The organism is Kluyvera ascorbata ATCC 33433 (assembly GCF_000735365.1).
Taxonomy (GTDB): domain Bacteria; phylum Pseudomonadota; class Gammaproteobacteria; order Enterobacterales; family Enterobacteriaceae; genus Kluyvera; species Kluyvera ascorbata.
In genome coordinates this window covers 1-20481 of sequence record NZ_JMPL01000011.1, presented here as the reverse complement: position 1 = coordinate 20481, position 20481 = coordinate 1, and the positions used below count along the sequence as shown (strand labels likewise).

General features: G+C 53.1%; 21 protein-coding genes. 10 read left to right on the top strand and 11 right to left on the bottom strand.

What is annotated here, in order from left to right; genetic code table 11:
- Positions 1-6: 6 nt before the first annotated feature.
- The 5 genes from GKAS_RS05025 (at position 7) to rmf (ending at position 5812) form a co-directional block, all read left to right on the top strand.
- Positions 7-1914 carry an ABC transporter ATP-binding protein gene (locus GKAS_RS05025; RefSeq protein ID WP_035892406.1) on the top strand — a complete coding sequence of 636 codons (1908 nt, stop codon included), beginning with the start codon at positions 7-9 and terminating at the stop codon, positions 1912-1914.
- Between the two features lie 13 nt (positions 1915-1927).
- A complete protein-coding gene (gene pqiA / locus GKAS_RS05020) occupies positions 1928-3187 on the top strand; it encodes a membrane integrity-associated transporter subunit PqiA (protein WP_035892405.1) in 1260 nt (419 codons plus the stop codon).
- A gap of 4 nt (positions 3188-3191) precedes the next feature.
- A complete protein-coding gene (pqiB, locus tag GKAS_RS05015) occupies positions 3192-4829 on the top strand; it encodes an intermembrane transport protein PqiB (RefSeq protein ID WP_035892404.1) in 1638 nt (545 codons plus the stop codon).
- Positions 4829-5383 carry a membrane integrity-associated transporter subunit PqiC gene (gene pqiC / locus GKAS_RS05010; protein WP_035892403.1) on the top strand — a complete coding sequence of 185 codons (555 nt, stop codon included), beginning with the start codon at positions 4829-4831 and terminating at the stop codon, positions 5381-5383. Before pqiB ends, pqiC begins: the two co-directional genes overlap by 1 nt.
- Before the next feature lie 261 nt (positions 5384-5644).
- Positions 5645-5812, top strand: a complete 168-nt coding sequence (rmf, locus tag GKAS_RS05005; RefSeq protein ID WP_035892402.1) for a ribosome modulation factor — start codon at positions 5645-5647, stop codon at positions 5810-5812.
- 96 nt (positions 5813-5908) lie between these two features.
- Here the strand turns inward: rmf and fabA are convergent, their stop codons facing one another.
- Both fabA and GKAS_RS04995 read right to left on the bottom strand, forming a co-directional pair.
- Entirely contained in the window at positions 5909-6427 is a 519-nt protein-coding gene (fabA, locus tag GKAS_RS05000) for a bifunctional 3-hydroxydecanoyl-ACP dehydratase/trans-2-decenoyl-ACP isomerase (protein ID WP_035892401.1), read from the bottom strand.
- Between the two features lie 69 nt (positions 6428-6496).
- Positions 6497-8257 (bottom strand): AAA family ATPase, encoded by a 1761-nt coding sequence (locus tag GKAS_RS04995; protein ID WP_035892400.1) that lies wholly within the window; start codon positions 8255-8257, stop codon positions 6497-6499.
- A 184-nt stretch (positions 8258-8441) separates the two neighbouring features.
- On the opposite strand from GKAS_RS04995, the gene matP reads away from it, so the two are divergent.
- Positions 8442-8897, top strand: coding sequence for a macrodomain Ter protein MatP (gene matP, locus GKAS_RS04990; RefSeq protein ID WP_035892399.1), 456 nt, complete (start codon positions 8442-8444; stop codon positions 8895-8897).
- 85 nt (positions 8898-8982) lie between these two features.
- On the opposite strand, the gene ompA is transcribed toward matP, so the two are convergent.
- Both ompA and sulA read right to left on the bottom strand, forming a co-directional pair.
- Positions 8983-10038, bottom strand: coding sequence for a porin OmpA (gene ompA, locus GKAS_RS04985; RefSeq protein ID WP_035892398.1), 1056 nt, complete (start codon positions 10036-10038; stop codon positions 8983-8985).
- A gap of 354 nt (positions 10039-10392) precedes the next feature.
- On the bottom strand, positions 10393-10902 hold the full coding sequence (sulA, locus tag GKAS_RS04980; RefSeq protein ID WP_035892397.1) for an SOS-induced cell division inhibitor SulA: 510 nt from the start codon (positions 10900-10902) through the stop codon (positions 10393-10395).
- A 218-nt stretch (positions 10903-11120) separates the two neighbouring features.
- Here sulA and GKAS_RS04975 point away from each other — a divergent pair, with 218 nt between their 5' ends.
- Positions 11121-11738 carry a TfoX/Sxy family DNA transformation protein gene (locus GKAS_RS04975; RefSeq protein WP_035892396.1) on the top strand — a complete coding sequence of 206 codons (618 nt, stop codon included), beginning with the start codon at positions 11121-11123 and terminating at the stop codon, positions 11736-11738.
- Here the strand turns inward: GKAS_RS04975 and yccS are convergent.
- Positions 11728-13854, bottom strand: coding sequence for a YccS family putative transporter (gene yccS, locus GKAS_RS04970; protein ID WP_035892394.1), 2127 nt, complete (start codon positions 13852-13854; stop codon positions 11728-11730). The two genes, GKAS_RS04975 and yccS, sit on opposite strands and share 11 nt — an antisense overlap.
- An 18-nt stretch (positions 13855-13872) precedes the next feature.
- Positions 13873-14319, bottom strand: coding sequence for a YccF domain-containing protein (locus GKAS_RS04965; RefSeq protein WP_035892393.1), 447 nt, complete (start codon positions 14317-14319; stop codon positions 13873-13875).
- A gap of 122 nt (positions 14320-14441) precedes the next feature.
- Here GKAS_RS04965 and helD point away from each other — a divergent pair, with 122 nt between their 5' ends.
- The gene (gene helD, locus GKAS_RS04960; RefSeq protein ID WP_035892392.1) at positions 14442-16496 is read left to right on the top strand and encodes a DNA helicase IV; all 2055 of its coding nucleotides are present in this window, start codon (positions 14442-14444) and stop codon (positions 16494-16496) included.
- A 38-nt stretch (positions 16497-16534) separates the two neighbouring features.
- Here the strand turns inward: helD and mgsA are convergent, their stop codons facing one another.
- Positions 16535-16993: a methylglyoxal synthase gene (mgsA, locus tag GKAS_RS04955; RefSeq protein ID WP_035892391.1), complete on the bottom strand. Its 459-nt coding sequence runs from the start codon at positions 16991-16993 to the stop codon at positions 16535-16537.
- Positions 16994-17126: 133 nt separating this feature from the next.
- On the opposite strand from mgsA, the gene GKAS_RS04950 reads away from it, so the two are divergent.
- Positions 17127-17540 (top strand): CoA-binding protein, encoded by a 414-nt coding sequence (locus GKAS_RS04950; protein ID WP_035892390.1) that lies wholly within the window; start codon positions 17127-17129, stop codon positions 17538-17540.
- A 105-nt stretch (positions 17541-17645) separates the two neighbouring features.
- On the opposite strand, the gene hspQ is transcribed toward GKAS_RS04950, so the two are convergent.
- Together hspQ and rlmI are read right to left on the bottom strand one after the other, a co-directional pair.
- Positions 17646-17963, bottom strand: a complete 318-nt coding sequence (gene hspQ / locus GKAS_RS04945; protein ID WP_035892449.1) for a heat shock protein HspQ — start codon at positions 17961-17963, stop codon at positions 17646-17648.
- Between the two features lie 71 nt (positions 17964-18034).
- Positions 18035-19225 (bottom strand): 23S rRNA (cytosine(1962)-C(5))-methyltransferase RlmI, encoded by a 1191-nt coding sequence (gene rlmI, locus GKAS_RS04940; protein WP_035892389.1) that lies wholly within the window; start codon positions 19223-19225, stop codon positions 18035-18037.
- Positions 19226-19369: 144 nt separating this feature from the next.
- On the opposite strand from rlmI, the gene yccX reads away from it, so the two are divergent.
- Entirely contained in the window at positions 19370-19648 is a 279-nt protein-coding gene (gene yccX, locus GKAS_RS04935) for an acylphosphatase (RefSeq protein WP_035892387.1), read from the top strand.
- On the opposite strand, the gene tusE is transcribed toward yccX, so the two are convergent.
- Positions 19645-19974, bottom strand: coding sequence for a sulfurtransferase TusE (gene tusE / locus GKAS_RS04930; protein ID WP_035892386.1), 330 nt, complete (start codon positions 19972-19974; stop codon positions 19645-19647). The two genes, yccX and tusE, sit on opposite strands and share 4 nt — an antisense overlap.
- 87 nt (positions 19975-20061) lie before the next feature.
- Positions 20062-20481: Bax inhibitor-1 family protein (locus GKAS_RS04925; protein WP_035892385.1), on the bottom strand; the 420-nt coding region annotated here is incomplete at its 5' end.

Here is a 20481-nt window from a genome sequence, read left to right as displayed (position 1 = left end):
TAAAGAATGTCATTAATTAGTATGCACGGTGCGTGGCTGTCGTTCAGCGATGCGCCGCTTCTTGATAATGCAGAGCTGCATATCGAGGATAACGAGCGCGTCTGTCTGGTCGGCCGTAACGGCGCGGGCAAATCCACGCTGATGAAGATCCTCAACCGTGAGCAGGGTCTGGACGACGGTCGTATTATTTACGAACAGGATCTGGTTGTGGCGCGTCTGCAGCAGGATCCACCACGTAACGTGCAGGGCAGCGTCTACGACTTTGTCGCCGAAGGTATCGAAGAGCAGGCGGTATATCTCAAACGCTATCATGATATCTCGCACCTGGTGATGACCGATCCAAGCGATAAAAACCTGCAGGAGCTGGCGAAGGTTCAGGAACAGCTGGATCACCACGGTCTGTGGCAGTTGGAAAACCGCATCAACGAAGTGTTGGCACAGCTGGGTCTGGAGCCGGATATGGAGCTGGCGGCGTTGTCCGGCGGCTGGCTGCGTAAAGCCGCATTAGGTCGTGCGCTGGTTAGCGCGCCACGCGTGCTACTGCTCGACGAACCGACGAACCACCTGGATATTGAAACCATCGACTGGCTGGAAGGCTTCCTGAAGACCTTCAAAGGTACGATTATCTTTATCTCCCACGACCGTTCCTTTATCCGCAATATGGCGACCCGTATTGTCGATCTCGATCGCGGCAAGCTGGTGACCTACCCGGGCAACTACGATCAGTACCTGCTGGAAAAAGAAGAAGCGCTGCGCGTTGAAGATCTGCAAAACGCCGAGTTCGATCGCAAGCTGGCGCAGGAAGAAGTGTGGATCCGCCAGGGCATCAAAGCACGTCGTACTCGTAACGAAGGCCGCGTGCGCGCGCTGAAAGCGATGCGTAACGAACGCAGCGCTCGCCGTGAAGTGATGGGCAGCGCGAAAATGCAGGTCGAAGAAGCGTCTCGCTCCGGCAAAATCGTCTTCGAGATGGAAGACGTTAACTACCAGGTTAACGGCAAAGTGCTGGTGAAAGACTTCTCGGCGCAGGTTCAACGCGGCGACAAAATTGCGCTGATTGGCGCGAACGGCTGCGGCAAAACCACATTACTGAAGCTGATGCTTGGCCAGTTAGAAGCCGATAGCGGACGTATTCACGTCGGCACCAAGCTGGAAGTGGCTTACTTCGACCAGCACCGTGCTGAGCTGGATCCGGACCGAACGGTGATGGACAACCTCGCCGAAGGGAAGCAGGAAGTGATGGTTAACGGCAAGCCTCGCCACGTGCTGGGCTATCTGCAGGACTTCCTGTTCCATCCGAAACGTGCGATGACCCCGGTTCGCGCGCTGTCCGGTGGTGAACGTAACCGCCTGCTGCTGGCAAGATTATTCCTGAAGCCAAGTAACCTGTTGATTCTCGATGAACCAACCAACGACCTGGATGTCGAAACGCTCGAACTGCTTGAAGAGTTGATTGATGGTTACCAGGGTACCGTCATGCTGGTTAGCCACGATCGTCAGTTTGTTGATAACACCGTGACCGAATGCTGGATCTTCGAAGGTGAAGGCCGTATTGGTCAATATGTCGGCGGCTATCACGACGCGCGCGGTCAACAATCGCAGTCACGGGCGCAAAAACAGACGACCGAGAAAAAAAGCGCGGAAGTGGCTCAGCCAAAAGCAGAAACTGTCAAACGAACCAGTGCCAAACTAAGCTATAACCTGCAGCGCGAACTGGAACAGCTGCCGCAGAAGCTGGAAACGCTGGAAGCGAACCTTGAGGCGTTACAGACTCAAGTTGCCGATGCGTCTTTCTTCAGCCAGCCTCACGACCATACCCAAAAGGTATTGGCCGATATGGCTCAGGCTGAGCAAGCGCTGGAAGAAGCGTTTGAGCGGTGGGAATATCTCGAAGCATTAAAAAACGGCGCCTGATTGAGGAGTATTCATGTGCGATCAACATCATGCTGCGCAGCATATCCTGTGTCCACAATGTGACATGCTGGTGGCGTTGCCGCACCTTGAACACCGACATAAGGCGAACTGCCCACGCTGTGGTACGACGCTAACCACCGCGTGGGATGAGCCCCGTCAGCGTCCGACGGCCTATGTTCTGGTCGCGCTTTTTATGCTGGTGTTGGCGAACCTGTTTCCCTTCATCAGTATGAATGTAGCGGGGGTCAGCAGTGAAATTGAGCTGCTGGAAATCCCGGGCGTTATGTTCTCGGAAGACTACGCCAGCCTTGGCACCTTCTTTCTGCTGTTTGTCCAGTTGGTACCCGCATTCTGTCTGATAACCATCCTGCTGTTGGTTAACCGGGTGCGTATGCCGCTCCGACTGAAGGTGGTTCTGGCGCGCATTCTGTTCACGCTAAAAACCTGGGGGATGGCGGAAATTTTCCTCGCCGGGGTGCTGGTGAGCTTTGTGAAGCTGATGGCTTACGGCGATATTGGTGTTGGCAGCAGCTTCTTGCCCTGGTGCCTTTTCTGTCTGTTACAGTTGCGTACCTTACAATGCGTTGATCGTCGCTGGCTGTGGGACGATATTGCCCCGATGCCCAAACTTGAACAGCCGCTGAAACCCGGCGTGACGGGCATTCGTCAGGGGTTACGCTCCTGCGCGTGCTGCACGGCGATTTTACCGGCCGACCAGCTTGAGTGCCCGCGCTGTCACAGCAAAGGCCACGTCCGGCGCAAAAACAGTCTGCAGTGGACGATGGCGCTGCTGGTGACATCGATTCTGCTTTATCTCCCAGCCAATATTCTGCCTATCATGATTACCGATTTATTGGGCGACAAGATGCCGTCGACCATTCTTGCCGGGGTCGTGTTGCTGTGGAGTGAAGGGTCGTATCCCGTGGCGATGGTCATTTTCCTCGCCAGTATTATGGTGCCGACGTTGAAGATGATCGCCATCGCCTGGCTATGTCTGGATGCGAATGGCATGAAGCGTAAACATCGGGACAGCGAACGAATGCACCTTATTTATGAAGTGGTGGAATTTGTTGGTCGCTGGTCGATGATCGACGTCTTTGTTATCGCAGTACTTTCAGCCCTGGTACGTATTGGGGGCTTAATGAATATCTATCCGGCGATTGGCGCGCTGATGTTTGCGCTGGTCGTCATAATGACCATGTTCTCGGCAATGACATTTGATCCGCGTCTTTCGTGGGATCGGGAACCTGAATCAAGCCATGAGGAGTCGTAAAAGCATGGAAACCAAGAGTGGGGAGGCAAAGGTGCAGAAAGTGAAAAACTGGTCTCCCGTCTGGATCTTCCCGATCGTCACGGCGCTGATTGGTGCCTGGATCTTATTCTATCACTACAGCCATCAGGGGCCGGAGGTGACGCTTATCACCACCAATGCTGAAGGTATTGAAGGTGGTAAAACAACGATCAAGAGTCGCAGCGTGGACGTTGGCATTGTCGAAAGCACCACGCTGACCGACGATCTCACGCACGTTGAAATTAAAGCGCGACTGAATTCGGGCATGGAAAAGCTGCTGCATAAAGACTCAGTATTCTGGGTGGTGAAGCCGCAGATTGGCCGTGAAGGTATCAGTGGCTTAGGAACACTGCTGTCGGGCGCTTATATCGAGCTGCAGCCAGGAACTAAAGGTTCTGCACCGAATGACTATCAGCTTCTGGATTCACCGCCGCTTGCACCACCAGATGCAAAAGGTATCCGTGTGCTGCTTGATAGTAAAAAAGCAGGGCAGCTCAGTCCGGGCGATCCGGTGCTGTTCCGTGGCTATCGTGTGGGGTCCGTTGAGACGAGTACTTTTGACTCGCAGACCCGTACTATCAGCTATCAGTTGTTTATCAGCGCGCCAAACGATCGACTGGTTACCAGCAACGTACGTTTCTGGAAAGACAGCGGCGTAGCGGTCGACCTGACCTCCGCAGGGATGCGCGTAGAAATGGGATCGCTGTCGACGCTCTTTAGCGGTGGCGTCAGCTTTGACGTGCCGGAAGGCGTCGACCTGGGCCAGCCAATTGCTGAGAAAACGGAGTTCAAACTCTACGACGATCAGAAAAGTATCCAGGATTCGTTGTATACCGATCACATCGATTATCTGATGTTCTTTAAAGATTCTGTTCGTGGGTTGCAACCTGGCGCACCGGTCGAATTCCGCGGTATTCGTCTTGGAACCGTGGCGCAGGTGCCTTATTTTGTGCCGGGCTTACGTCAGGCGTTGAACGACGATTATCGTATTCCGGTGTTGATCCGCATTGAACCAGAGCGTCTGGCGAGCGAGCTTGGAGAACAACCTGATGTTGGCGCTCACTTAACGAGCCTTATCCAACGTGGTCTGCGCGGTGCGCTGAAAACGGGTAACCTGGTGACGGGTGCGCTTTACGTTGACCTTGATTTTTATCCAAAAGATCCGCCAGTGACCGGCATGCGTGAGTTTGGTGGTCACATGATAGTACCGACTGTCAGCGGCGGTCTGGCGCAGATCCAGCAGCGCCTGATGGATACGCTTGATAAGATCAACAACCTGCCGCTGACCCCAATGGTTGAGCAGGCGACGAATACGCTGAGCGAAAGCCAGAACACTATGCGCCGTCTGCAGACGACGCTGGATAATCTGAATAAGATTACCGCCAGCCAGTCAGCACAGCAGCTGCCAGCCGACATGCAGAAAACGCTGCGTGAGCTTAACCGCAGTATGCAGGGCTTCCAGCCGGGTTCCGCCGCTTATAACAAGATGGTGGGCGACATGCAGCGTCTGGATCAGGTTCTGCGTGAACTGCAGCCGGTGCTGAAAACGCTGAATGAGAAGAGCAACGCGCTGGTGTTCGAAGCGAAGGATAAAAAAGATCCAGAGCCTAAGAGGGCGAAATAATGAAAAAGTGGATAGTTCTGGCCGCGGTGTGTCTGTTAGCTGCCTGTAGCAGCACGGAGAATAAAACCTACTATCAGCTGCCGCAAGCAACGGGGACGGTGCAAAATAGCGCGAGCTCCAGCCAACGTTTGCTGTGGGTGGAACAGGTTAACATCCCTGATTTCCTTGCAGGCAGCGGCGTGGTTTATCAGACCAGCGACGTACAGTATGTGATTGCCAGCAATAATCTGTGGGCAAGCCCGCTGGATCAGCAGCTGCGAACGACGCTGGTGGCGAACCTCAGCAATCAGCTACCGGGTTGGGTAGTCTCCTCGCAACCGTTAGGCAGCGACCAGGATACGCTCAATGTCTCGGTTAACGGCTTCCATGGCCGTTACGATGGTAAAGTGATAGTGAGCGGTGAATGGTTGCTTAACCATCAGGGGCAGCTGACTAAACGTCCGTTCCATATTGAACTGGCGCAGCAGCAGGATGGTTATGACGCAATGGTGAAAGTGTTGGCACAGGCCTGGAGTCAGGAAGCGACCTCGATAGCTCAGACCATCAATCGCTAACCATAAGTAGAATTAATAGTTCTAAAGACCGTCGACGGTGCAAAACCTCGGCGGTTTTTTTTATGCCTACGCTCAATTGCTTACTTAACCCGCTTCACATTTTTTGTACAAATGATCTTCTGAGTAGCTCACAAATATGACATTGGTATGAATTCTGCGCATTGACGGGAAGATTATTTAGCGGTATTCGTATTGTGTGGCTGCACACTTTGTAACCACTGTTTTCTTTTCCACCAGACCAAGATATGAGGGAAACGAGGCATGAAGAGACAAAAACGAGATCGCCTGGAGCGGGCACATCAGCGTGGGTATCAGGCCGGGATTACCGGGCGGCCAAAAGAAATGTGTCCATACCAGACCATTAACCAGAGGTCTTACTGGCTGGGAGGCTGGCGAGAAGCCATGGAGGACAGGGCGGTAGTCGCCTGACACTGTCTCTTTAAAAAGAAACCTCCGCATAGCGGAGGTTTCGCCTTGAAATTCTCAACGCTTATCCGTCGTTAGATCCTCTAACGACAAGCAGTATCAGAATGCAGAAGTGTCCTGGAACAGGCCCACTTTCAGATCGTTAGCAGTGTAGATCAGACGACCATCCACCAGTACTTCACCATCCGCCAGACCCATGATCAGACGACGGTTAACAATGCGCTTGAAGTGAATACGATAGGTCACTTTCTTCGCGGTTGGCAGAACCTGACCGGTGAATTTAACTTCACCCACGCCGAGCGCACGGCCTTTGCCTTCACCGCCCAGCCAGCCGAGGTAAAAACCAACTAACTGCCACATTGCGTCCAGACCCAGACAGCCTGGCATTACTGGATCGCCGATAAAGTGGCAACCAAAGAACCACAGATCTGGATTGATATCGAGCTCAGCTTCAACAAAACCTTTGTCAAAGTTGCCGCCGGTTTCGGTCATTGAAATGACACGATCCATCATCAGCATGCTCGGAGCTGGCAACTGCGGGCCTTTAGCGCCAAACAGTTCACCGCGACCAGAGGCAAGAAGATCTTCTTTAGTATAGGATTCGCGTTTATCTACCATGTTTTAAGTAAGCCTTATTTTGAGTTCGGGACGCAGGATAGCTAACACGTGTACGCTGAACAAGTCCGATCAGTTGGAAGCTGAACGATTTAACCAGCGTAACGGCCACGGATAGCGGTAGCGAGGCTCCTGCTGTGTGGCTTGTGCGATACGTTCCTGAATAGTTTGCAGCAGCGTCTGACCTTCTCCGTCCCAGTTCAGCTGCGTAAGAAGCGGCAGCGCATCAGTGACATCATCAATGGCCCAGATTGAGAATTCTCCTGCTTCTACCGCTTCCTGCACCTCAGCCGCAAGGCTCAGATGACGCACGTTGGCGGAAGGAATGATGACCCCTTGTTTCCCACTCAAACCGCGTTGGGCGCAGATGGCAAAGAAGCCTTCGATTTTTTCATTCAGGCCGCCAACCGGCTGAGCACGACCAAACTGGTCAACGGAACCGGTCATGGCGATGCTTTGATTAATCGGAACGTTTGCCAGGGCGCTGATAAGCGCGCAGAGCTCGGCCATAGAGGCGCTGTCGCCGTCAACTTCACTGTATGACTGTTCGAAGGTGATAGAGGCAGAGAACGGGAGCTGCTGGTCTAGATCCAACTCGGCCATTAAGAAGGCCTGCATCAGCATCATCCCTTTGGCGTGAATATTGCCACCAAGTTCCGCCTTGCGTTCAACGTCGGTAAACTCGCCGTCGCCAATATGTACGACGCAGCTGATTCGTGACGGCTCACCGAATGGGCGAGGGTGGCCAGGGAAATCAATGACCGACAGGGCGTTGATCTGACCGATGCATTCGCCTTCGGTTTCAATCAGGATCTGCTCAAGCAGAATTTCATCCTGCATACGTTCGGCCAGGAATCCTTCACGCCACTGGCGCTGTACCAGCATCGTTTTCAACTGTTCGGCATTGATGGTGTTGTCCGTGGTGAACGGTGCGGCTTCGCGTAGCTGGCGGCTAATCCACAGCGGGCAAAGCGGCATAATTTCCTGGTCACCGCTGTAACGTGCGCCTTCCTGCATCAGGAGCGGCCAGGCATCAGCGGCAAGCTTCGGCAGGGATTTCTCACGGGCTACGCCTGATACCCACTGACACCACTGTCTGAGCGCCTCTTCGTCTGTCAACTGCAGGCTGTCTTCAAACTCGCTGTACAGTGAGGATTCAGCTAACTCAGGCTCCATCTCCTGAAAGTCAGCCAGTGACTCGCGTTCACCGACCAGCATGACCTTAAGCGTTAACGGCATAGAAGGGATGCTCACCGGCAGCGGACGCGCATCATCAAAGGTGAGCCACTCAAAGCGCTGCTGTGTGACAATATTCTTTAAACGCATCCACAGTAGTGGCTGTGACATCAGCGTTCGTAAAGAGAGGATGAGAATGCCGCCGTTAGCCTGATGGACCAGACCTGGCTGCAGGCTGATTTCGCCATTAAACTGACGAACACAGCCAAAGAGTTGTTCAGCTTCGGCCCAGTCGGCAAAAATGATGGGGCCGGTACTGGCGAAATTATCCTCTGCACTTTTGGCTGGCTGCATCGTGACTTTGCCACCGATAGCCTGATAATCAACGCCCGTAAGAGCGGATTCATCGCTATTGCGCAGAGAGAGGGCCGTTTGCGAGAGCAGCTGTAGGTACTCTTTTTCCTCTGGGGCTTTAACCAGTAAGAAGGGTGAGATCCCCTGTGGGTGGAGAAACTGCTCCAGCGCGTAGTGTAAACGGGCCTGGAGTTCGCTGAATAATGCGTCGTTTTCTGAGGCTAAGTCAGGCTGGGCAAATAGCGCCTGGTAAGCTTCAGTCGCGGGGGCGAGAAAGCGCCGGGAAAGAGTATTTATAGTCAATGTCGCTATTTTTAGTCAGATGTAAAGTCCGTGATTATACCTGATGCCGCAGGGAAGCTCACGGAGAATAGGGAAGTATCTTCGGCCCTTGGCTTTATCCATATCACAGTTGCAGATTTCTTCTCAGCACATTGAGAAAAAACTGTTATCCTGAAAAGAGTTACACGGTCACACTGAGATCGCAATGAAATATCAACAACTGGAAAATCTTGAAAGCGGCTGGAAGTGGAAATACCTGGTGAAAAAACATCGGGAAGGTGAACCCATTACCCGCTACATTGAAGCCAGCGCCGCACAAGAGGCTGTCGATGTTTTGCTGAAACTGGAAAATGAACCGGTTCAGGTGAATGGCTGGATTGCTCAGCACATCAACCCGCAGCTGGTAAACCGTATGAAGCAGACGATTCGTGCACGCCGTAAGCGACATTTTAACGCCGAGCATCAGCATACCCGCAAAAAGTCTATCGATCTCGAGTTTGCCGTCTGGCAGCGTCTAGCAGGGCTTGCTCAGCGCCGGGGTAAAACGCTGTCTGAAACGGTGGTTCAGCTTATCGAAGATGCCGAGAACAAAGAAAAGTATGCGACGAAGATGTCTAGTCTGAAACAGGACCTTGAGGCGATGCTGGGAAAAGAGAAGTAGCCGCTACCCGTATCTCAATAGCTTGCCTGATAAAATTCAGGACAAAAAAAACCCCGCAGCGCGGGGTTTTTTATTAGACGGGAACTTAAGCCTGAGGCTGAGTTACAACGTCTTTGCTACCTTTAACTTCGATCTCTACGCGACGATCTGGTGCCAGGCAGTCGATCAGCGCAGCTTTCGCTTTCACGCCGTCACAGGTGTTGCCAGTAACTGGGTTAGATTTGCCCATGCCACGTGCGGAGATTTTGTCAGCTGGGATACCTTTAGATACCAGGTAATCAACAACGGACTGTGCACGTTTTTCGGACAGACCCTGGTTGTAAGCGTCAGAACCGATACGGTCGGTGAAGCCCAGAACCACTACGGAACCTTCTTTAGGATCCAGGTTGCTCAGCTGGGAGTACATCTGATCCAGAGCCTGTTTGCCTTCTGGTTTCAGAGTTGCTTTGTTGAAGTTGAACAGAACGTCAGACTTCAGAGTGAAGTGTTTGGTCTGTACTTCTGGAGCTGGAGCTGGAGCTGGCGCGATAACTGGCGCTGCTGCATCCTGCTGGCCGAAACGATAGGAAACACCTACGCTCAGCATGCCGTTGTCTGGACGTACGCCAACGCTGTTTGCGTCGCCGATGTTGTTAACCCACTGGTATTCCAGACGGGTAGCGATGTCACGAGTAACAGCCCACTCAACGCCGCCAGCGAATACTGGGGAAACGCCAGTGTCGTGGTTGTCACCGATTTGGTTGTTGCTGGAATCAGCACGCCATACCATACCACCCAGACGAGTGTAGATATCCAGATCGTCAGTTACTGGGTAACCCAGTTTAGCGGTCAGCTGTACGCCCTGAGCTTTCAGTGCGCCATTGGTCTGGCTACCGGTGTATTTCATACGGCCCAGCCAGTCGTAACCCATTTCGAAACCAACATACGGGTTAACCTGGTAGCCACCGAACGCGCCTGCGCCCAGCTGGCTGTTGTGGGTAGAACCGTTGTTGTTCAGAGCGCTGTCATACCAGCCGGTGTCATGGTACTGGGACCAACCCAGTTTACCACCTGCGTACCAGGTGTTGTCTTGCGGAGCGGCTTGCGCTACGGAAGCGAAACCTGCCAGTGCCACTGCAATCGCGATAGCTGTCTTTTTCATTTTTTGCGCCTCGTTATCATCCAAAATTTGCCATGAAGTTCTAAATAGACTCACGGTTAAATCCTTCCACCGGGGGCGTGGCTTAGTAATTACTCAGCAGATATCTGCGGTGTTAAGCTGAGCACCCCTGGCGATGTAAAGTCTACAACGTCGCTGGAAACTTACAAGTGTGAACTCCGTCAGGCTTATGAAAAAAAAAGAGTTGTATACGCAATATTTAACAAATATGTCGAAAATTTAAACGATGTAAAACACCCGGAACCGCACCAGACAAGCGTTCCACTTAAAATCATTCATAAAATCGAGGAGATAAAAAAACTGCAAAAAAAAGGCCAGGAAAATTCCTAATTTTATTCAATGATACAAATTTGAGTGAATTTTTAGCCCATTAAATTGTCCAGCACAACGAGATGCAGAGTGAACTGGTCGCATAATAAACACCATTGCGTTACCGTCTTCGGCAGCTTGTTGTAATCGAGCATGTTCTTCCGCTGATAGATCTTCCGTCAACCAGCCGATAACCACACTATAATTCCCCGTACGAGATGCGCGAACCATGGAGTCGAGCATGTCGCCTGGAGGCATCTGACGTAGCTGCATCACTTTTGTCAGCGGTAGGCCAGATGCTTGCACCCACTGGCGGCTGAGCTTTTGCTGCGGTGTTAACCACAGCTGCCAGCGAGACTGCTGACCGAGCTGCTGTAGCAGGGGCAGTAGCAATAGCTGCGCCATCATCGGCTGATCTTCCCGATAAAGCACTTCGCTAACCAAAGCGGTTGAGGAATCTTTTACTGATGTAAAAGTATGGGAAGCGGTAGTCGAGACCGCAGCAGAAGAATGATTTACAACACCAGAAGTATACATAGTTAATCCAGCCCTGTGGGTTACTGTATGAATATACAGTACTACCCCGAAGATTAAAGATCAACCTCATTTTCTGAAAGCAACTCGCAAAATTGCACTCTAAATGCCTACAAAGGCAAATTCACCTTGCCGTGTCGAACGAACGCGCCTATGTTGCTTGTTATGTCTTCCATTAACAAATTTAATGCATCCATGTCCATGATTATTAAGGATTAATCATGAAGAAAATATCATATAAACGGATTTATCAGTCCCAGAAATATTTTTCGCTGTTGGGCAAAATCAAGTCGCGGGCGCTGTTTGGTGGCTATAGTCTTGCCGTCAATGATGCGGTATTTGCAATGGTCTCTGAAGGGGAACTCTACCTGAGGATGTGCGAGGAAAGTGCGACCTATCAGGCTCAGCATTCGCCTCCATTACTGACATTACGTAAGCGAGGGTGTTCACAGCAGTTAAAGTATTTCCATGTTGGCGAACGGCTCTGGTCTGACGAACCGGTCTTACTTCAGCTTGGCAAATTTTCTCTCGAGGATGCGCTTCGAGAAAAGAAACAACAGAAATCATTACGGATAAAAGATCTGCCTAATCTCTCATTTCATATGGAGCTGTTGTTAAGTGAAGCGGGAATTAAAGATGCTCAAATGCTTCAGCATCTGGGGGCAGAAATGGCATGGATTCGGCTGCGTAAGATTCGTAAGCAGCTGAGTATTAATGTGCTGTATTCTCTGGAAGGGGCGATTATGGGCGTTCACTCAGCCGCGCTCCCGGCGCAACGGCGCCAGGAGCTACAGGAATGGGCGTTAGCCCACGTGAAAACGGAGGGGGTCAGGCCATAACCTGTTTTTGCAAACGGCAGATTTCAGGTAGCAACGAAATCATCAGGCCAATTTGTTGTAAGACCAATGGCTCTTTGCTGTCCGGGCGAGGTTCGAGATGTTGGATTCGTGCGGCTAAGTTAGATAAAGCTTGCTGCACCCGTTCCTCATCAGAAGGCTGGTGGTGTAGCGCATCATCGACATAGCACACTGCATCGTCCAGAAGAGCCAGTATTTCTGCTGTAGCCAGTTTTTCCCGATGGGCACCTAAAGCGGAAATATAGCTGGTCAGGGTGTGGTTGAGGCAGAGCAGCCGAAACGCAGTTTCTCGCATTTCCGGGGTGACCTTAGGTTCCGTCGACATGTTTGAGACCACTGAGGCGAGCTCTGCATCCCGGTTATGCGCATCACGACGTGCAATTCGATAGGCCAGACGGTTATCGCGCCCCTGGTGATACTGTTCCAGAATTGCGTCCAGGTAGCGGCAGTTTGCGTCAACTGCGCGCTCCAGCACGCGAGGCAGATTGCGGAATTTCCAGTCAGGCCAGATAAAACTGACGGCAACCCAGGCAATACCGCATCCAATCAGCGTATCCACCACACGCGGCAATGCTACTTCGAAGCCCTCTCCAAGCAGGTTAAAGCACAGCAGAACCAGCAGCGTGATAAACATCGTCGCGTGCGCGTATTGAACGTTGCGAAAAGCGAAGAAGAGAACCCCGGTGATGACAATCAGTGCCAGTTGTCCCTCAAGCGAAGGGACCAGCCACAAAATCGGCAGACCTAGCGCCACGCCGACCAGCGTACCGATGATACGCAGCGCCAGGCGGTGACGGGTGGCGTTATAGTTGGGCTGACAGACAAACAGGCTGGTGAGCAGGATCCAGTAGCCGTGTTGCAAACCGGTAAACTGAATAAATGCGTAACCTGCGCAGAGTACCAATGACATACGCACCGCATGGCGAAAAAGCGCCGACTCCGGTGACATATTACGACTCAGACGCGACTGAATATCGGCAAAACCATGCAGGCTATCGTCTGCCAGCAAGGTTTCCGTCTCGCTTTGCGCCTGTGATTGCAGTTGCTCAGACTCGATAGTCGCAAGCTGGGCGTCAATAGCGCGCAAATTGTTCAGTAAAAAACCAAGTGCTTTCATCTGTTCTGGCGCGGCACCACTGGCGCGTACGCGGTCTAACGCAGCATCGAGATGGGAGAATGCGCGCTCAAACCGGGCATCGTGCTGGTAGGGGGTACGGAGCAAAATTGATTTTGCCAGATCCTGACAGGCGATGGACTGCATCGAGAGCAGGCGCTGGAAGCGAAACATGACATCGCTGTAGCGGAAGTTATCGCGCAGAGCCTGGTACTGGATATGCGATGAACTGGCTCGTTCGTGAATATCCTGGGCGACGAAATAGTAATGTAACGTTCTTCGGGTACTACGCTGGCCCCGGTCGCCGCGCAAACGCGTTAATAGCGACACTTTGGTTTGGTTAAGCGTTGCCATCAGTTGCCCATTTGCCAATGCCAGCTCATAAAGTGGCGCCTGGTCTTCGTCATCGAGGTCCGGGTCAAACAATCGGGATTTCAACTCGAGATAACGAGAAAGCTGTTCGTAGCTACGGGCGAGGTTATCCTGCAGTGGACGGATAGGGAAGATGAGGTGCCCGGTCAGAGTCAATAGGTTATACCAGACGGCACCGGCAATCAGCAGCAACGGTTGCTGATACCAGTGCGCGTAAAGCGATACCCCCAGCATGGTATAAATAGCAATAAGCAGCGCACCAAATGCGATGGTGGCGTAGCGCTGACCAAGGCCGCCGAGCAGGATAAACCCGATCGTCGAAATCGTTAAACCCAGCGCAAACAGCCATGGCCACGGAAACAGCAACTCCACTGATGCCGAGGCAATGAAGAAACAGATAAGCGTGATAACCAGGTTGCGTAACCGTCCGGTGAGTCGATCGTCGAGGTCGGTCAACGCCGCGGCGACCACGCCCAGGGTTAGCGGAATGGTGAGTTTAGCATCGCCCAGCCACCAGGGCAGGGCGGTAGTACCGACAAGCGCAATAAAGATTCTGGCGTTATAAAGCCAGGTACTGTTCCATGTATAGCGGCGAAGCAAAGGGCTTAGCATAGCGTGTATTCGTCCTGATTACTGAAAACGGCGGCGTGCATTTGCTTCGCGAGCCGCGCGCGCTACTTCCACGGGAACCACACGACGGCCAACCGGCCAGAGTGCGATGGCGGCAATTTTAAAGTTAGCGATGCCAACAGGAATACCAATGATAGTCACGCACTGCGCAATCCCGGCGAGAATATGAGTCAGACACAGCCACCAGCCGAACAGTACGAACCAGACAATATTAAGCACGGTTCCGCCCGCATTCATCACGCTGCTTTTTGTTCCTGGCTCCAGTTCATCAACATGAACGGCCTCATTACCGTAAGGCAGCAGTGAGAGTTTGGTGATTTCCCAGCAGGAGCGAGTGAGCGGTAAGGTAATAATCAAAATGATGCTGACCAGCGTTGCAAGCAGCCAGCCTAGCGTTGTCAGAAATCCACCTAACACAAAATTCAAAATATTCAGAACTGTACGCATAAACCCTCTGTGTAGCACTGTGAATAATAAGACCTGATGATTGTAACGTTTTTTTACGCTGGAGCACCTATTCTCTGGCGGTTACACTGTGAGGTATCGAAAAAGTCAGGATTCGACACGACATGGAATTAAAATCAACAACGCTGGGCAAGCGCATGGCGCAGCATCCTTATGACCGGGTTGAGATCCTCAACGCCGGCGTCAGGGTCTCCGGCCCTCAGCATGAGTATCTCATTCCTTTCAATCAGCTTCTGGCCATCAACTGCAAACGCGGTCTGGTGTGGGGGGAGCTGGAGTTCGTTTTGCCTGAAGATAAAGTCGTACGCCTGCACGGAACCGAATGGGGAGAAACGCAGCGCTTCCACCGCCATTTGCTGGGGCTCTGGCAGCAATGGGGCGAAGAAATGAGCGCGATTGCCGCTGAACTTCTCGAAAAGCAGCTAGCGGTAATTGCAGGCAGCAGCGCAGAAACCCAATGGCTCACCCGCCAACAGGCGCAAAAAATACGCCAGCAGGTGGTCACGACGCTGGAAGGGCTACCGTTACCGACCGAACGTCTTGAAGCATTTGATAACTGCTGTGATGCCTGGCGTCAATGTCAGGCATGGCTGACCGATAAAGAAAACGGTCGTGCGCAGCATAATCAGCGATACACCGAAGCGATGCTGGAAAAGTACGCTGAATTTTTCGAACAGATTGAGTCATCGCCACTTAATACTTCTCAGGCACGAGCGGTGGTGAATGGTGAACGTTCGCTGCTGGTGCTGGCCGGGGCTGGCAGCGGAAAAACGTCCGTGCTGGTGGCGCGGGCGGGTTGGCTGCTTGCGCGGGGTGAAGCGTCGGCGGAGCAAATCCTTCTGCTGGCCTTTGGTAAAAAAGCCGCGCAGGAAATGGATGAGCGCCTGCAAACGCGGCTGCATACGGACGCCATTACCGCACGTACTTTCCACGCCCTGGCGCTGCACATTATTCAGCAGGGTAGCAAAAAAGTTCCGGTTGTTAGCAAGCTGGAGAACGATTCCTCTGCCCGCTACGCGCTATTTACCCAATGCTGGCAGCAGCAGTGTCGGGAGAAAAAGGCGCAGGCTAAAGGCTGGCGTTTGTGGCTGCAGGATGAGATGGGTTGGGACGTCGCCGAAGATAATTTCTGGGAAGATGAAAAACTCATTAAACGCATGGGGAGCCGACTCGATCGCTGGGTAAGCCTGATGCGTATGCACGGCGGTTCACAGGCAGAGATGATTGCTGGCGCGCCGGAAGAGGTACGCGACCTGTTTGGTAAACGCGTGAAGCTGATGGCGCCGCTGCTGAAGGCGTGGAAAACGGCGCTCAAAGACGAAAACGCCGTCGACTTTTCCGGGCTTATCCATCAGGCCATCAATATTCTGGAAAAAGGTCGCTTTGTCAGCCCGTGGAAACATATTCTGGTGGATGAATTTCAGGATATCTCTCCGCAGCGAGCCGCGCTGCTGGCGGCGCTGCGTAAGCAGAACTCACAAACCTCGCTCTATGCCGTGGGCGATGATTGGCAGGCCATCTATCGCTTCAGCGGTGCGCAGCTTTCGCTGACCACCGCGTTTAACCACTATTTTGGTGAAGGCGATAACTGCGCACTGGATACCACCTACCGCTTTAATAGCCGTATTGGCGAGATAGCCAATCGGTTTATTCAGCAAAACCCGCACCAGCTCAGTAAACCACTCAATAGCCTGACCGCGGGCGATAAACATGCTGTGACGCTGCTGGAGGATGACAAGCTTGATGCGCTGTTTGATAAGCTCAGCGGTTACGCCACTGAGGATCAACGAATCCTGGTGCTGGCGCGTTACCATCATCTGAAGCCTGCCGCGCTTGATAAGGCCGCTACGCGCTGGCCTAAGCTCAATATCGATTTTATGACCGTTCACGCCAGCAAAGGCCAACAGGCGGACTACGTCATCGTGCTGGGGCTTAAAGAAGGGTTTGACGGTTTCCCGGCGCCTGCACGCGAGTCGATTATGGAACAGGCGCTGCTGCCTGCGCCGGAAGATTTCCCGGATGCCGAGGAGAGACGTTTACTGTACGTGGCCATTACTCGCGCGCGTTTACGTGTCTGGCTGCTGTTTAATCAGCAACAGCCGTCGCCGTTTGTGGATATTGTGAAGCAGCTGTCAGTGCCGGTGGCGCGAAAACCTTAAGATAAGCCGGAGTCATGACTCCGGCTTGCTTCTGGTGCTTATTTCAAGCGCTCAGCGAGGTAGCGTTGGTAGTCCGGAATTAGGATATCGACCGGCTCGCTGAAGTTCGGTGACTGGATAATAAAATCAGCGGTGGAGGCGTTGGTAGCAACCGGGATATTCCAGACGGTTGCCAGACGGAGCAGCGCCTTGACGTCAGGGTCGTGCGGAACGGCGTTGAGCGGGTCCCAGAAGAAGATCAGGACGTCGATTTTACCTTCTGAAATCAGTGCGCCTACTTGTTGATCGCCGCCCATCGGGCCGCTCAGCATAGCTTTCACTTCCAGGCCGGTGGCGCGTTGCACCAGGTTACCGGTGGTGCCGGTGGCCGACAGCGTATGCTGCGCCAGACAATCCCGGTGGCGCTCTACCCATTTCATTAGCATATCTTTGCAGTGGTCGTGCGCAACCAGCGCAATGTGTTTACGCGCCGGTAAGGTGCGAGTGGTGAGTTCCATAAACCATTCCCTATATGTGTAATCCAGACAGATTACTGCAAGCGAATCAGCCTGCAAGCTCTGATTAGCAAAAATTTGACGCGCGACATCGGCGTGCTCGCGTACACTTAAACGATTAGCCAGGAGGATAATGATGACAGAACATGATATTGCCAACATTTTGACCACTACCCACACCATTGCGCTGGTTGGGGCAAGCGATAAACCTGACCGCCCAAGCTATCGGGTCATGAAATATCTGCTGGATCAAGGCTATCGCGTGATCCCAGTGTCACCGAAGGTAGCTGGCGGCACGTTGCTGGGCCAGAAAGGCTATGCCACGCTTGCCGATGTGCCGGAAAAGGTCGATATGGTTGATGTCTTCCGCAACTCTGAAGCGGCGTGGGGTGTGGCACAGGAAGCTATCGCGATTGGCGCTAAAACGCTGTGGATGCAGCTTGGAGTGATTAACGAGCAGGCGGCGGTGCTGGCGCGCAATGCGGGTCTGCAAGTGGTGATGGATCGCTGCCCGGCAATTGAGATCCCGCGTTTAGGCCTGGCAAAATAATCAGGACTGCACGAGGGCATTCCCGGCGTCGCTTCGCTCGGCCAGGCTACTGGTTCGATATAATAAAAAACCCCGCAGTGCGGGGTTTTAGCATTAACGCGGCGGTTAGTTACGCAGCCGCGGTGCCTGTAGCTGTCGGCGGATGGTACGCGCCAGTTCATCCATCGTAGGTTGCTCTGGGTGATCTTCGCGCGGTTCGCTGCTCAACTGGGCTTCGGCCAGATAGGTATGTACCGGCTGACCATCGTCATCTTCCATCACCACGTGATACCAGGGCAACGCGCGAAGCTCATCGTTGGCCGCAAGATCGTCGGGATCAGGATCGTCAAGCGAGTAAACCGGGTCGATATCTACCACCACGCCCAGGTAGCCCAGCAGGGAGTGACGCACCTGCTGGCCAATACCGAATTTGCTGGTAATCATCATACTCACCTCCCGGGAAATGGCGTTATCTCTGTATCTCTACATATATAGACACCATTTCGCTTTTCAAGTTACATGATGCGGCAGGCAAATCCTTTCAGGTACAGTCCTTCCGGGTAGGTTGCAATCACCGGGTGATCGGCTGCCTGACGGAACTGCTCTATAAATTGTACATCACGACCAGCATCTACTGCGGCATCAGCAATGATTTTCTGGAACAAATCTGAGGTCATCAGGCCGGAGCAGGAGAAGGTCAGCAGCACACCGCCCGGGTTCAGCAGCTGAATAGCCAGCATGTTGATGTCTTTATAGCCGCGGCAGGCACCCATCAGCTGGCTTTTATTTTCCACAAATTTCGGTGGGTCCATAACGATCACATCGAACTTCTCGCCCTGGTCGCGATATTTACGCAGCAGTTTGAAGACATCGTCGCGAACGAATTCGGCTTTGCTCAGATCCAGTTTGTTCAGCTCGACGTTTTGACGTGCCACGTCCAGCGCTTCCTGGGAAGTATCTACGCTGGTGACCTGGCTGCATCCGCCCATCAGCGCAGAGACCGCAAAGCCTCCGGTGTAGGAGAAGCAGTTCAGAACGCGTTTATCCGCCACGTAGCGACGAGTCGCCAGACGGCTGTCGCGCTGGTCAAGGTAATAGCCGGTTTTATGGCCACCCCGAATATCTACCAACAGCTTCATGCCATGTTCTTCAATAGGCAGCAGGGCAGGTGGCAGTTCGCCGGTGACTGGCCCTTGAGTCAGTTCCATACCTTCTTTTTTACGCACGGCAACGTCGCTACGATCGTAAATCGCACATTGCGGGTACAGCGTTTGCAGTGCGCTAATCAGCGCTGCACGCTGGTATTCCGCACCGGCGCTCAGCAACTGTAGCACCAGGAAGGAACCAAAGCGGTCAATGGTGACGCCAGGCAGGCCGTCAGACTCACCGGCGATCAGACGATAGCTGTCCAGCCCGTCTTTCTGCGCCAGCCAGTCGCGCCAGGTTTGTGCTTGCTGCAGGCGACGCACGAAAAAGTCGATATCGATGGTTTCCTTGGCATCGAACGTCCACACGCGAGCGCGGATTTGCGAAGCTGGAGAATATGCGCCGCGAGCTAACCATTTCCCCTGATGGTCGACAATATCAATGGTCTCGCCGAGGCTGGCTTTGCCTTCCATGCGCGCAACCGCACCGGAAAAGACCCAGGGATGACGGCGCAGCAATGATTTTTCGCGCCCTTTGGCTAACACTAAACGTACACTCATAGTTTTTTTATCTGACTATATAGGAAGGGATCAGGCTGCATTTTCCCGACTTCCCTGCATAAATGCAACGAACAGCGGAAGAATGTCAGGCCAATTGACGCTAAAGTGGAATAAATCGTCTGAACTATACCGGAGGAAAGCCGCATGGATAAATGCGTAATTTGTTGGGTTTACGGCCAGGTACAGGGCGTCGGTTTTCGCTTTTTTACCCAGCAGGAGGCCGTGCGTCTGGGCCTGCGAGGCTACGCGCTGAATCTGGATGATGGCAGCGTGGAGGTTGTCGCCTGCGGCAGCGAAGAGCAGGTCGAGAAGCTACTGGCGTGGTTGAAAGCGGGCGGGCCGCGCAGCGCCCGGGTTGATAAAGTTCTGGCGGAACCCCATCAACCCGAAAAAGCGTGGAGCAACTTCAGTATTCGCTATTAGATGCACTTCACTGGCTTAGGCAGGCCCGCGATTTTGGTGGCCTGTTTGGCCGGGCCTTTCGGGAACAGGCGATACAGGTAGCGGCTGTTGCCTTTCTCTTCGCCGAAGGTATTCGCCATTGCTTTGACCAGCATACGAATTGCCGGAGAGGTGTTGAACTCCAGATAAAACTCACGCACAAAGCGTACGACTTCCCAATGTTCGGGGCTCAGTTCAATACCTTCATTGGCGGCAATTACCGTTGCCAGGCCTTCGCTCCACAGCGTAGTGTCTTTGAGATAGCCTTCGCTATCGGTCTCGATTTCGGTGTTTTCGTAGATAAGCATAATATTTCACGCAACAAACAGATGGCGGCAAGTGTAGCAAATAAAAAGGCCCCGCATAAGCGAGGCCTTGGGTCCGTTGAGCTGGGATTAATCGCGGCTTGCGAAGCCCAGAATGCTCAGCAGGCTGACAAAGATGTTGTACAGCGAGACATACAGGCTAACGGTAGCACGGATGTAGTTGGTCTCACCGCCGCGGATGATGTTGCTGGTCTCATACAGGATGGCCCCGGAGGAGATCAGGATAAACACCGCGCTAATTGCCAGGTGCAGGGCAGGCAGCTGCAGGAAGATGTTCGCCACCATACCAATCAGCACCACCACGATACCGGCCATCAGCATACCGCCGAGGAAGGACATGTCCTTACGGGTTGTCAGCACGTAGGCCGAGCAACTGAAGAACACCAGCGCGGTACCGCCCAGCGCCATACCGATAACGTCGCCCATGCCCGCAGACAGATAGGCGTTCAGAATCGGCCCCAGGATGTAACCCAGGAAGCCCGTAAAGGC

Excerpts from the sequence above, each read along its gene's own strand:
- hspQ (WP_035892449.1), bottom strand. The coding sequence starts at position 17,963 with ATGATTACCAGCAAATTCGGTATTGGCCAGCAGGTGCGTCACTCCCTG.
- GKAS_RS05025 (WP_035892406.1), top strand. The coding sequence starts at position 7 with ATGTCATTAATTAGTATGCACGGTGCGTGGCTGTCGTTCAGCGATGCG.
- GKAS_RS04965 (WP_035892393.1), bottom strand. The coding sequence starts at position 14,319 with ATGCGTACAGTTCTGAATATTTTGAATTTTGTGTTAGGTGGATTTCTG.
- sulA (WP_035892397.1), bottom strand. The coding sequence starts at position 10,902 with ATGTATACTTCTGGTGTTGTAAATCATTCTTCTGCTGCGGTCTCGACT.
- fabA (WP_035892401.1), bottom strand. The coding sequence starts at position 6,427 with ATGGTAGATAAACGCGAATCCTATACTAAAGAAGATCTTCTTGCCTCT.
- rmf (WP_035892402.1), top strand. The coding sequence starts at position 5,645 with ATGAAGAGACAAAAACGAGATCGCCTGGAGCGGGCACATCAGCGTGGG.
- pqiC (WP_035892403.1), top strand. The coding sequence starts at position 4,829 with ATGAAAAAGTGGATAGTTCTGGCCGCGGTGTGTCTGTTAGCTGCCTGT.
- pqiA (WP_035892405.1), top strand. The coding sequence starts at position 1,928 with ATGTGCGATCAACATCATGCTGCGCAGCATATCCTGTGTCCACAATGT.
- helD (WP_035892392.1), top strand. The coding sequence starts at position 14,442 with ATGGAATTAAAATCAACAACGCTGGGCAAGCGCATGGCGCAGCATCCT.
- tusE (WP_035892386.1), bottom strand. The coding sequence starts at position 19,974 with ATGCTTATCTACGAAAACACCGAAATCGAGACCGATAGCGAAGGCTAT.
- ompA (WP_035892398.1), bottom strand. The coding sequence starts at position 10,038 with ATGAAAAAGACAGCTATCGCGATTGCAGTGGCACTGGCAGGTTTCGCT.
- GKAS_RS04950 (WP_035892390.1), top strand. The coding sequence starts at position 17,127 with ATGACAGAACATGATATTGCCAACATTTTGACCACTACCCACACCATT.
- pqiB (WP_035892404.1), top strand. The coding sequence starts at position 3,192 with ATGGAAACCAAGAGTGGGGAGGCAAAGGTGCAGAAAGTGAAAAACTGG.
- yccX (WP_035892387.1), top strand. The coding sequence starts at position 19,370 with ATGGATAAATGCGTAATTTGTTGGGTTTACGGCCAGGTACAGGGCGTC.
- yccS (WP_035892394.1), bottom strand. The coding sequence starts at position 13,854 with ATGCTAAGCCCTTTGCTTCGCCGCTATACATGGAACAGTACCTGGCTT.
- mgsA (WP_035892391.1), bottom strand. The coding sequence starts at position 16,993 with ATGGAACTCACCACTCGCACCTTACCGGCGCGTAAACACATTGCGCTG.
- rlmI (WP_035892389.1), bottom strand. The coding sequence starts at position 19,225 with ATGAGTGTACGTTTAGTGTTAGCCAAAGGGCGCGAAAAATCATTGCTG.
- matP (WP_035892399.1), top strand. The coding sequence starts at position 8,442 with ATGAAATATCAACAACTGGAAAATCTTGAAAGCGGCTGGAAGTGGAAA.
- GKAS_RS04975 (WP_035892396.1), top strand. The coding sequence starts at position 11,121 with ATGAAGAAAATATCATATAAACGGATTTATCAGTCCCAGAAATATTTT.